The 10,197-nt window shown below is 71.5% G+C and carries 12 protein-coding genes and 2 pseudogenes; 6 read left to right on the top strand and 8 right to left on the bottom strand.

Annotated features, from left to right (window positions below):
• The 4 genes and pseudogenes from GKQ77_RS19550 to GKQ77_RS19535 form a co-directional block, all read right to left on the bottom strand.
• Positions 1-663, bottom strand: a pseudogene (locus GKQ77_RS19550) (apolipoprotein N-acyltransferase); the annotation flags it as partial.
• Between the two features lie 61 nt (positions 664-724).
• Complete coding sequence (locus GKQ77_RS19545; RefSeq protein WP_219690209.1) at positions 725-1,219, bottom strand: nuclear transport factor 2 family protein; 495 nt, start codon at positions 1,217-1,219, stop codon at positions 725-727.
• Positions 1,220-1,327: 108 nt separating this feature from the next.
• Positions 1,328-1,840 carry an NUDIX hydrolase gene (locus GKQ77_RS19540; protein ID WP_258021581.1) on the bottom strand — a complete coding sequence of 171 codons (513 nt, stop codon included), beginning with the start codon at positions 1,838-1,840 and terminating at the stop codon, positions 1,328-1,330.
• 1 nt (position 1,841) lies between these two features.
• The gene (locus tag GKQ77_RS19535; RefSeq protein WP_372459928.1) at positions 1,842-1,991 is read right to left on the bottom strand and encodes a hypothetical protein; all 150 of its coding nucleotides are present in this window, start codon (positions 1,989-1,991) and stop codon (positions 1,842-1,844) included.
• 47 nt (positions 1,992-2,038) lie between these two features.
• Between GKQ77_RS19535 and GKQ77_RS34285 the strand changes: the two genes are divergently transcribed.
• Positions 2,039-2,260: a hypothetical protein gene (locus GKQ77_RS34285; RefSeq protein WP_504739865.1), complete on the top strand. Its 222-nt coding sequence runs from the start codon at positions 2,039-2,041 to the stop codon at positions 2,258-2,260.
• A 176-nt stretch (positions 2,261-2,436) separates the two neighbouring features.
• Entirely contained in the window at positions 2,437-2,802 is a 366-nt protein-coding gene (locus GKQ77_RS19530) for a cupin domain-containing protein (RefSeq protein WP_219690208.1), read from the top strand.
• Here the strand turns inward: GKQ77_RS19530 and GKQ77_RS19525 are convergent, their stop codons facing one another.
• A complete protein-coding gene (locus tag GKQ77_RS19525) occupies positions 2,803-3,675 on the bottom strand; it encodes an undecaprenyl-diphosphate phosphatase (protein ID WP_219690207.1) in 873 nt (290 codons plus the stop codon).
• Between the two features lie 213 nt (positions 3,676-3,888).
• Positions 3,889-4,374, bottom strand: a complete 486-nt coding sequence (locus tag GKQ77_RS19520) for a winged helix-turn-helix transcriptional regulator (RefSeq protein ID WP_219690211.1) — start codon at positions 4,372-4,374, stop codon at positions 3,889-3,891.
• Between the two features lie 108 nt (positions 4,375-4,482).
• Here GKQ77_RS19520 and GKQ77_RS19515 point away from each other — a divergent pair, with 108 nt between their 5' ends.
• A complete protein-coding gene (locus tag GKQ77_RS19515) occupies positions 4,483-5,652 on the top strand; it encodes a thiolase family protein (protein ID WP_219690206.1) in 1,170 nt (389 codons plus the stop codon).
• Between the two features lie 36 nt (positions 5,653-5,688).
• Here the strand turns inward: GKQ77_RS19515 and GKQ77_RS19510 are convergent, their stop codons facing one another.
• Positions 5,689-6,396 carry a TVP38/TMEM64 family protein gene (locus tag GKQ77_RS19510; RefSeq protein ID WP_219690205.1) on the bottom strand — a complete coding sequence of 236 codons (708 nt, stop codon included), beginning with the start codon at positions 6,394-6,396 and terminating at the stop codon, positions 5,689-5,691.
• Between the two features lie 49 nt (positions 6,397-6,445).
• On the opposite strand from GKQ77_RS19510, the gene GKQ77_RS19505 reads away from it, so the two are divergent.
• The 3 genes from GKQ77_RS19505 to GKQ77_RS19495 all read left to right on the top strand — a co-directional run bounded on the left by GKQ77_RS19505 (position 6,446) and on the right by GKQ77_RS19495 (position 9,633).
• Positions 6,446-7,144, top strand: coding sequence for a DNA alkylation repair protein (locus GKQ77_RS19505; protein WP_219690204.1), 699 nt, complete (start codon positions 6,446-6,448; stop codon positions 7,142-7,144).
• 324 nt (positions 7,145-7,468) lie between these two features.
• Positions 7,469-8,638 carry an elongation factor Tu gene (gene tuf / locus GKQ77_RS19500; RefSeq protein ID WP_219690203.1) on the top strand — a complete coding sequence of 390 codons (1,170 nt, stop codon included), beginning with the start codon at positions 7,469-7,471 and terminating at the stop codon, positions 8,636-8,638.
• Between the two features lie 203 nt (positions 8,639-8,841).
• Positions 8,842-9,633, top strand: coding sequence for a spermidine synthase (locus GKQ77_RS19495; RefSeq protein WP_219690210.1), 792 nt, complete (start codon positions 8,842-8,844; stop codon positions 9,631-9,633).
• 82 nt (positions 9,634-9,715) lie between these two features.
• Here the strand turns inward: GKQ77_RS19495 and GKQ77_RS19490 are convergent.
• A pseudogene (locus GKQ77_RS19490) lies at positions 9,716-10,197 on the bottom strand (MFS transporter); the annotation flags it as partial.

Here is a 10,197-nt window from a genome sequence, read left to right as displayed (position 1 = left end):
GCCTTTGAGGGCGGAGAGGGAGCCGGGGTCCGGCGTGAGTCCCGCAGCGGGCGTCCTCCCGCGTGCCGCCCACGCGAGGATCAGTAGCGCGACCCCCGTGTTGACGGCCACCACCAGCGCGCTGACCAGCCACACCCCGCCCACCGAGGCCAGCCGCAGAGCCGGGGGCAGTTGCCATTGGCTGGAGCCCAGCAGGCCCCAGGGGCCGCCCAAGCCCTCCCAGGACCTGATCAGTTCGACGAGCAGCCAGCCCGAGGGCAGGACCACCAGCGCGGCCGCGGCACGCCCCGGCGTCGGCACGCCCGCGAGGAACCTGCGCACCAGCCGGCCCCACGGCGCCCACAACAGGCCGAGCAGCGCAGCGATGACGACCGTGAACACATGCAGGCTCGGCAGCAGCCAGTGATGCACGGCGACCATGAAGCCGAGGCCGCCGAGCCAGCCGTCGACCATCGCCCGCCGCCCGGTCGCGGCCGTCCGGACCAGGAGGATCCACGGCACAAGCGCCACGTACGCGAACCACCACAGCGACGGGGCGGGGAACGCGAGGGCGGGCAGCGCGCCGGCCAGGACCGCGAGGGCGCCCCGCGACCCACGTGACGTGAGCAGCCGCTCGGCGCGGCGCCCGGGCCGTCCCCGCCGGTCGTCGCCGAACAGATCCATGCAGCGCCTCCCTCGGTCCGCGACGCCCGGTCGTGTACCCAGTGTGCGCGTCGCCGACGATCTAGAACAGGGGGCGTTTGTCCGGGTGGTGCGGGCCCCGGCGCCACTTCTCCCGTACGGCCACCGCGCGCAGCCGCCAGCCGCCGGGCGTACGCAGCAGGGAGAAGGCGTAGCGTCCGCCGCATACGAAATCGGGTTCCGTGGAGGCGTCGGAGTCACCGGTGTTGTCCGCGAACCGCATGGGGTTCACATAGTCGGCCTGCACGCGCGCGGTGTCCCCGACGTCCCCCTCAAGCGCGCCGAACTCCAGCCTGCGGTTGACGACCAGATGCTGGCGCATCGGGAACATCCGCATCGTCTCGGCCAGCCAGGCGGCCACCTCGGCGGCCCCGCCCTCGATACCGCCCGCGGAGCGGTAGTCGGCGCGCCCTTCCGGGACGAACAATTGCCGGTAGGCGTCCCAATCACCGTCGTCGACGGTCACCGCGTACTCGGTGATGAGGGCATCGATGGCCAACCGGTCGATCACGGTGGCGAGTTCCACGCGCTGCGTCATCGGCTCAGTGTTGGGCACGGAGGGTGTGGAGCCAAGGGGTTTGCGGGGTGGAGAGTCGCCGACGAGGAAGGTGGACGCCACGCGGCTCGGCTCGTCGGCACGGGCGGCTCACCGGCGTGGGGATGTCAGGGGCGCGTGAACCCGTCGGTGTGCGTGTCCTGCCGCCGGAGCACGCGGCTGACAAGATCGTGGATCAGGAACTCCCCGGGCGCACGGTTCTCCTTGAGCCGGTGCAGCTCCGAGGGACCGAACCAGCCGTACGGACCACTCCAGAGCGGGGCGGCTCAGATCCCCCTCGACCTCGACGAGGAAGTCGGCGTCGCGCCGCACGCCGACCCCGTCGTCCCCCGTCCACTCGGTCACCCCGAGCAACCGCCGCACGTGCCGGAGCCGCCAGCCGGTCTCCTCCTCGATCTCGCGCGCGAGAGCGCCGAGCAGTGTCTCGCCGGGTTCGACATGGCCGCCGACGATGTCCCAGCTGTCGGGGAAGAGGTGACGGTCAGGGCTCCGCCGCTGGGCGAAGGCCTCGCCGCGCTCGTTGAGGATGACCGCGCCGACGGCCCAGGTCTCCCCGGCAGAGGAGACCGGAACGGATACGTCCGGGGCGACGCGCGGCGGCATCTCAGGCGGCCTTCACCATCTCTTCGCGGACCGCCGCCGCCCACTCCGTCACCAACTGCTCGTACTCTCTGCGCTGTTCGGCGGTGAGGCGGCCGCTCGCGCGCAGCCACAGGCCGCGGATCCGCTCGTTCAGTTCGACGGAAGAGCGCACGGAACCATGGGGTGGTGGGGTTAAGGGCATGGCGCCAAGCCTAGGGGATGGCTACGACAATCGGAACTGTCAGCTACCGCACACCTCCGCCTGGTGATCAAACACGGTCGCGCGTTCCCGGGTCGCCGCCCTCATATCCGTATGGAACGGTGGAAAGCGACCCAGCTGTCCCTATCGGAAGAGGTGGCGACATGTCCTCGAAGCGACGCCGCAAGAAGAAGTCCCGCCGCAAGCACGCGGCCAACCACGGCAGCCGCCCCCAGTCCTGACGGGCCTTCCTCAGTCCTGACGAGCCTCCTCCAGGCCCTGCGCGTCTCCCTCCAGGAGCTGGGGCGCGTGGCTTCAGCGCGGCCAAGTGGCGCCCTCCGGTTGACAGACAGACGATGGAGTGGAGGGAACGCACAGGCATGGCCGTACGGAGTATGGCCGAACGGAGGCAGTCGTCATGTTGGAAGTCAAGACGGTCGAGAAGCCGGACGAGCGGCGAGATTTCCCCCACGGTCACCTCGAAGTCACCCATCTCACCGGGCTGGACTTCGCCGTGGGCACCTTCGAGCCCGGCTGGCGCTGGTCCGAGTCCGTGGCCCCGCTCGCGGGGACCGAGAGCTGCCAGATCCACCACGACGCCTACGTCGTCTCGGGGCGAATGCACCTTCGCATGGACGACGGAGGCGAGGCCGAGGTCGGACCGGGCGATGTCTTCGTCTGCCCGTCCGGGCACGACGCCTGGGTGGTGGGCGACGAACCGGTCGTGTTGTACGACTTCGCGGGAGGCATGGCGGAGGACTACGCGAAGGCCGCGGAGGCCTAGTCACCCCGCCGATTCCCCCGCGTGGGGACTGAGCACACCCATGCTGACCAGCACGACGAGCACGATGCCGAGCAGGATCCGGTAGTAGACGAACGGCATGAAGCTCTTGGTGGTGATGAACTTCATGAACCATGCGATGACCGCGTAGCCGACCACGAACGCGACGATCGTCGCGAAGATCGTCGGGCCCCAGGAGACGTGGCCCTCGCCCGCCTCCTTCAGCTCGAAGACGCCCGACGCGAGGACGGCGGGGATCGCCAGGAGGAAGGAGTAGCGGGCCGCGGCCTCACGGGTGTACCCCATGAGGAGGCCGCCGCTGATCGTCGCGCCGGAGCGTGAGACGCCCGGGATCAGGGCCATGGCCTGGCAGAGGCCGAAGATCAGGCCGTCCTTGACGCCCAGTTCCTTGAGGCCCTTGCGGTGGCGTACGGCGCGGTGCTTGCCGCCCGTCTCGTCGCGGGCCGCCAGCCGGTCGGCGATGCCGAGGACGATGCCCATCACGATCAGCGTCGTTGCGATCAGGCGCAGATCGCGGAACGGGCCCTCGATCTGGTCCTTGAAGGTTACGCCGAGGACGCCGATCGGAATCGAGCCGACGATGACGAGCCAGCCCATCTGCGCGTCGTGGTCCGAGCGCGGCACCTTCCCGAACAGCGAGCCGAACCACGCCGACAGGATCCGCGCGATGTCCTTGCGGAAGTAGATCAGCACGGCCGTCTCGGTGCCGATCTGCGTGATCGCCGTGAAGGCGGCGCCGGGATCGTGCCAGCCCGCGAAGGCCGCCGTCAGCCGCAGATGCGCGCTGGAGGAGATCGGGAGGAACTCGGTCAGCCCCTGGACGAGCCCGAGGATGAGGGATTCAAGCCAAGACATGAGAACTGCGCCGTCCAAGTACTGATCATCAGACCGCGTCAGCGGTCACAGCGGTCATCAAGGTCATCGGGGTCAAGAGGGCATTGCGGGCGGTAAGGGCATTCAGGTGCGTGGGTGAGGCGGGTGAGGCGTGCGGGAGGCGGGCGAGAAGGGGAATGCCCGGGTGAGGGGTGATCACGCCCCCCGTCGTGGGGGCAGCGTAGCGGCCTTGGGTTACGGGGACGCCGGGAGGGCCGCCGCGGGGCCCGCCGTCGTCCAGCCCGGCGTCTGCGGATGCGCGGTGAGGTCGTCGTGCTCGACCGCGTCGCCGCAGACCGAGCAGGTCACCACCGGGACCAGCTCGTGGCCGCAGGAGTGCTCGAGGACCATCGGGCGGCCGTCGTCCCCGCGCAGATGCCGGTCGCCCCACGCCATGAGGGTCATCAGGACCGGCTCCAGTTCGAGGCCCGCCCGCGTCGGCCGGTACCGGAAGCGCCGCGGGCGTTCGCTGTAGGCGACCTTCTCCAGGACGCCCGCCTCCACCAGCCGGCGAAGGCGCGTCGCGAGGATGTCGCGGGGTGCGCCGATGTTCCGTACGAGCTGGTCGAAGCGTTCGTTGCCGAGGCACACCTCCCGCAGTACGAGCAGGGAGTACTTCTCGCCCACGAGAGCGAGGGTGTCGGCGATGGAGCAGGGGCGCGGATCCTTCATGCGGGGCAGTCTAGGCGGCCACCACGAGAGGGTTTGTTTTTCCAACTCACGGAGCTATGGTGAGTCCAGATTTCCTACTCACTGGTAGCTCCATCGGTAGCCGAAAGAGGCCGCACCATGCGTGACGCCGTCATCGTCGAAGCCGTACGCACCCCCGTCGGCAAGGGCAAGCCCAACGGCGCCCTCGCCGGCGTCCACCCCGTCGAACTCCTCGCCCACACCCTGCGGACCCTCGTCGAGCGCAGCGGCATCGACCCCGCCCTCGTCGACGACGTCATCGGCGGAACCGTCGACCAGGTCGCCGAGCAGGCCATGAACACCACCCGCTACGCCGTCCTGTCGGCGGGCTTCCCCGAGTCCGTGCCCGCGACCACCGTCGACCGGCAGTGCGGTTCCTCGCAGCAGGCCGTGCACTTCGCGGCGCAGGGCGTCATGTCGGGGGCGTACGACATGGTCGTGGCCTGCGGCGTGGAGTCGATGAGCCGGGTGCCGATGTGGTCGAACGTGCCCGCCGGTGCCGACCCGTTCGGGCCCGGCATCGCCGAGCGCTACCCGGACGGCCTGGTGCCGCAGGGCATCAGCGCCGAGCTGATCGCCGCCAAGTGGTCCATCGGGCGCGACCGGATGGACGCCTTCGCCACGGCCTCGCACCAGCGTGCCGCGCGCGCCTGGGACGCGGGCCTCTTCGACGCCGAGACCGCGCCGATCGCGGGTCTGACGCGCGACGAGTCGGTGCGTCCCGCCACCACCCCCGAGGTCCTGGCGGGCCTCAAGCCCGCCTACTACGACCCCGCCTTCGGCGAACGCTTCCCGCAGATCGACTGGTCCGTGACGGCGGGCAACTCCAGCCCCATCAACGACGGCGCGTCCGCCGTCCTCATCACCACCAGCGAGCACGCGGCCCGGCTCGGCCTGCGCCCGCTCGCCCGGCTGCACAGCTTCGCCGTCACCGGCTCCGACCCGCTCATGATGCTCACCGGCATCCTGCCCGCCACGGAGAAGGTGCTGCGCAAGGCGTCGCTGACCCTCGACGACATCGACCTGTTCGAGGTCAACGAGGCCTTCGCCAGCGTGGTCCTGGCCTGGCTGCAGGAGACCGGCGCCGACCACGAGAAGGTCAACGTGCACGGCGGGGCCATCGCGCTGGGCCACCCGCTCGGCGCCAGCGGCACCCGCCTGATGACCACGCTCGTGCACGCCATGCGCGTCCGCGGCGCCCGGTACGCCCTGCAGACCATGTGCGAGGCGGGCGGGCTCGCCAACGCGACCGTCCTGGAGGCGCTCTGACGGCTCCCGCGTTACCCGGCCGGCGTCCCCCGGAAGTCAGCGCGCGGCGCGGAAGTGGTGACGCTTGAACCAGGCCACCGTCGCCCCGGCCAGACCCGTCACCGCGATGAACCCCATCGCGATCAGGAAGACCGGCGACGTCGGCGTCGAGGCGCGGGCGCCCGCGATGACGTACGCCGCCGTGTTCGGGATCGACCCGAGCCCCGTGGCGACCAGGAACGGCAGCCAGCCCATGCGGGAGACCGCCGCGCAGTAGTTGGCCGCGGCGAACGGCACGCCGGGGAAGAGCCGCGCGGCTAGCATCGACCGGAAGCCGTGCCGGCTGAGCTGGCCGTCCGCCGCCTTCAGCCAGCGGCCCCGCAGCAGGGGCCGCAGCGCGTCCTGGCCCAGCATCCGGCCGAGCCCGAAGGCGATCCCGGCACCGAACACCGTGCCGGCGATCGCCGCGACAAGACCCGCCTGCGAGCCGAAGAGCGCGCCCGCCGCCAGATTGAGCAGGGGACGCGGCACGAACGCGGCGGTGCACGCCCCGTACGCCACCGCGAACAGGGCCACCGCCGTGGCACCGCCCAACTGCGCGGGCCAGCCGTCGGAGAGGAGCCGTTGCGGCTCGAACAGGAACACGCAGGTCCCCGCCGCCGCGAGCAGCACCACCAGCAGCGACAGCCGTGACCACGGAGACAGCAGGGCCCTGGTGCAGCGCACGGCGAGGCCCTGAGGTCGGGCGGTTGCGGTCTCGAACATCCGGGAAGACTAACCGGCCGATGTGTCTGATCGCCGTATGGTGCGTCTCATGAGCGTCACAGTCCCGGGCAGTGACCTCGCCGACGCCGTGCTCGACCGGCTCGTCGAGACCTACACCGCCGCGGCCGATCCGCCGCGGGCCGCGCACATGCGCGCGTACATGAAGGACATCGCCCCCTTCCTCGGCCTGACCTCGCCCGTGCGCCGCGAGCTGTCCCGTGCGGTGCTCGCCGGGACGCCGCGCCCCGACGAGGCGGACTGCGCGGCGATCGCGCTGCGCTGCTGGGCGCTGCCCGAACGGGAGTACGCCTACTTCGCCGTGGACTATCTGCGCCGCCATGTGAAGCGCTGTTCGTCCGCCTTCCTGCCCGTCGCGCGCCACCTCGTGACGACGCGCTCCTGGTGGGACACCGTCGATCTGCTCGCCGCGCACGTCGTCGGCAGCCTGGTCGCCGCCGACCCCGGGCTGCGCGCGGCCATGGACGAGTGGATCGAGGACGAGGACCTGTGGGTGGCCCGCACGGCCCTCCTCCACCAGCTGCGCCACAAGTCCGCGACGGACTCGGAGCGCCTCTTCGCCTACTGCGTACGGCAGTCCGGGCACCGCGACTTCTTCATCAGGAAAGCCATCGGCTGGTCCCTTCGGGAGTACGCCAAGACCGATCCGGAAGCGGTACGCGCCTTCGTCGGACGCCACCGGGACCGGCTCTCCCCGCTCTCCGTGCGGGAAGCGCTGAAGAACCTCTGAGCTTTCGGCGCGGCACGCGCTGCACCCCTGCGCTTTCGGCGCGGGCGAAAATCGTTCGACGTGGGCGCCCGCTTCGGTGAGGATCGGAGCCATGTTCCGGTACGCCTTCCTCGCAGCCACGCCCGCAGTCGCGGGCGCTGCGAAGGCTGCCGACGTCGCGCCTTTCGCCCCCGCCGCCTTCGACGGCGCCCGAAGCTGACCCTCCCCGGAGACTCCGGCGGACCCCGCAGGGGGAGGGTCGGTCCGGCCCCAGGGGTCCCCGTCCCGACCGCGCGCACGCCACGGGTCCGGGCAACAGCTTCGAGTTCCGGAGAAGGAACCACCATGCCCAAGACGGCTTACGTCCGCACCAAACCGCACCTCAACATCGGCACCATGGGCCACGTCGACCACGGCAAGACGACGCTGACCGCCGCCATCACCAAGGTCCTCAGCGAGCGCGGCACCGGTATGTTCGTGCCCTTCGACCGCATCGACCGGGCGCCGGAGGAGGCGCAGCGCGGCATCACCATCAACATCGCGCACGTCGAGTACGAGACGGACACCCGGCACTACGCGCACGTGGACATGCCGGGCCACGCCGACTACGTCAAGAACATGGTCACCGGCGCCGCCCAGCTCGACGGGGCGATCCTCGTCGTCTCGGCGCTCGACGGGATCATGCCGCAGACCGCCGAGCACGTGCTGCTCGCCCGTCAGGTCGGCGTCGACCACATCGTCGTAGCGCTCAACAAGGCCGACGCGGGGGACGAGGAGCTGACCGACCTGGTCGAGCTTGAGGTCCGCGAGCTGCTCTCCGCGCAGGGGTACGGCGGGGACTCCGTCCCGGTCGTACGGGTCTCCGGGCTCAAGGCGCTGGAGGGCGAGCCGCGGTGGACCGCCGCGATCGAGGCGCTGCTGGACGCGGTGGACACGTATGTGCCGATGCCCGAGCGCTATGTCGACGCGCCGTTCCTGCTGTCCGTCGAGAACGTGCTCACCATCACCGGGCGCGGCACCGTCGTCACCGGCGCCGTCGAGCGCGGCACCGTCCGCGTCGGCGACCGCGTGGAGGTCATCGGCGCCGACACCGAGACGGTCGTCACCGGCCTGGAGACCTTCGGCAAGCCCATGGAGGAGGCGCAGGCCGGGGACAACGTGGCGCTGCTGCTGCGGGGTCTGCCACGTGACGCGGTGCGGAGAGGCCATGTGGTCGCGGCGCCGGGCAGCGTCACTCCGCGGCGCCGCTTCACCGCGCAGGTGTACGTCCTGTCGGCGCGGGAGGGCGGGCGTACGACGCCGATCGCGACCGGGTACCGGCCGCAGTTCTACATCCGCACCGCGGACGTGGTCGGCGACGTCGACCTCGGCGAGGCGGCCGTGGTCCGGCCCGGCGGGACGGTCACGATGACGGTCGAACTGGGCCGTGACGTGCCGCTGGAGACGGGCCTCGGCTTCGCGATCCGCGAGGGTGGACGCACGGTCGGCGCGGGTACCGTCACGGAGGTCGTCTGACGGGGCATGCCTGCCCCGTACCGCCCGCCTCAGGGCGTCAAGCTATCGAGCCTCTGACCTCTGAGGCGGGCGGGCACAATGGGGGCGTGGACGAGCACGAGTTCGAGACCGGCGCAGGGGCCGATGGCGGGACCGCCGGGGCGGGGGCGCCGGACGAGGCGATTCCGGTGACCCGGGAGGTCGATCACGGCACCGCCAAGCTGATGCCCGACATCGACCGGGAGCGGGCCTGGCTGCTCACCGTCGACGGGGCGCCCCAGTCGTACGTGGACCTGGACGCGCCCACCCATCTGGAGTTCGAGTACGCGCGGAGGCTCGCGCACGTCCTTGACACCGTGGCCGAACCGGGCCGCCCGATCGACGTCACCCACCTCGGCGGGGGCGCCCTCACCCTGCCCCGCTATGTCGCCGCGACCAGGCCCGGGTCCCGGCAGGACGTCGTCGAGGCCGACCGGGGGCTGCTCCAACTCGTCGCGGAGAAGCTGCCGTTGCCCGAAGGCGCCGGGATCACGGTGCACGGCGCGGATGCGCGCCGGTGGCTCGACGCGGCGCCCGACGACAGCGCCGACGTCCTCGTCGCCGACGTCTTCGGCGGCTCCCGGGTGCCCGCGCATCTCACCACGGTCGCCTACGCCAGAACCGCCGACCGCGTGCTGCGCCCGGGCGGCCTGTACGCGGCGAACCTCGCCGACGGCGCGCCCTTCGCCTTCCTCCGCTCCCAACTGGCCACGTTCGCCGAGGCCTTCGAGGAGCTGGCGCTGATCGCCGAACCGTCCGTCCTGCGCGGCCGCCGCTTCGGCAACGCGATCCTGATCGCCTCGCACACGCCCTTCGACACCGCGGCACTGGCCCGCCGTGCGGCCTCCGACGCCTTTCCGGCCCGCGTCGAACACGGCGCTCCCCTACGACGCCGCATCGGCACAGCGAGCCCGGTGAGCGACGAAGGAGCGGTACCTTCACCCGAGCCACCGGGCGGGGCGTTCAGCGTGGGCTGAGCGGGCGGGCGTCCGTTCGGGCGGGGCGTTCAGCGGGCTCCGCTGGGGAGGCCGGCGCGCGGGTGTGATGAAGGGGTGGCCCTCACCCGGGGTGCCCCGCCCTGCTCTCCGCGTCCGCCGATGTCGTGGCGATGGCGTCTGCCGAGGCGGCGGCGCGGGGCGGGGGGACCGGCGACGTTTCCTTCGTACGCCGTGTCAGGTTGCGTACGTCGGGGACGAACAGGACCGCGGCCGTCACAAGGACCACGAGCACCGCGCAGCCCCACAGCGACGGCGAGCGGCCGAACGCGGACTCCGCGGGGCCCGCGAGGGCCGTCGCCAGGGGGACCATCGCGATCGAGCCGAACCAGTCGTAGGCGGCGACGCGCGACAGCTTCTCCTCCGGGATCTCCTGGTGCATCGCGGTCATCCAGGAGACGCCGAACACCTCGATCGCCACCCCGCTGACGAACATCACCGCGGCGAGACCGGCCACCGGAAGCGGCACCGCGAGCGCCGCCGAGGGGGCGGCGAGCGGGAAGACGCAGAGGGTGCCCGCGAGGAGCAGCCGCCGCGGCTTCCACC

It is taken from the genome of Streptomyces anatolicus (assembly GCF_019400875.1).
Taxonomy (GTDB): Bacteria; Actinomycetota; Actinomycetes; order Streptomycetales; family Streptomycetaceae; genus Streptomyces; species Streptomyces anatolicus.
The sequence above is the reverse complement of the archived record's forward strand: the minus strand, read 5'-3'. Positions and strand labels throughout refer to the sequence as shown.

Coding starts and splice junctions, on each gene's coding strand:
- GKQ77_RS19505 (WP_219690204.1), top strand. CDS start 6,446: ATGAGCGTCACAGTCCCGGGCAGTGACCTCGCCGACGCCGTGCTCGAC.
- GKQ77_RS34285 (WP_504739865.1), top strand. CDS start 2,039: ATGGCTACGACAATCGGAACTGTCAGCTACCGCACACCTCCGCCTGGT.
- GKQ77_RS19515 (WP_219690206.1), top strand. CDS start 4,483: ATGCGTGACGCCGTCATCGTCGAAGCCGTACGCACCCCCGTCGGCAAG.
- GKQ77_RS19540 (WP_258021581.1), bottom strand. CDS start 1,840: ATGCCGCCGCGCGTCGCCCCGGACGTATCCGTTCCGGTCTCCTCTGCC.
- GKQ77_RS19495 (WP_219690210.1), top strand. CDS start 8,842: ATGCCCGACATCGACCGGGAGCGGGCCTGGCTGCTCACCGTCGACGGG.
- GKQ77_RS19510 (WP_219690205.1), bottom strand. CDS start 6,396: ATGTTCGAGACCGCAACCGCCCGACCTCAGGGCCTCGCCGTGCGCTGC.
- GKQ77_RS19545 (WP_219690209.1), bottom strand. CDS start 1,219: ATGACGCAGCGCGTGGAACTCGCCACCGTGATCGACCGGTTGGCCATC.
- tuf (WP_219690203.1), top strand. CDS start 7,469: ATGCCCAAGACGGCTTACGTCCGCACCAAACCGCACCTCAACATCGGC.
- GKQ77_RS19530 (WP_219690208.1), top strand. CDS start 2,437: ATGTTGGAAGTCAAGACGGTCGAGAAGCCGGACGAGCGGCGAGATTTC.
- GKQ77_RS19525 (WP_219690207.1), bottom strand. CDS start 3,675: ATGTCTTGGCTTGAATCCCTCATCCTCGGGCTCGTCCAGGGGCTGACC.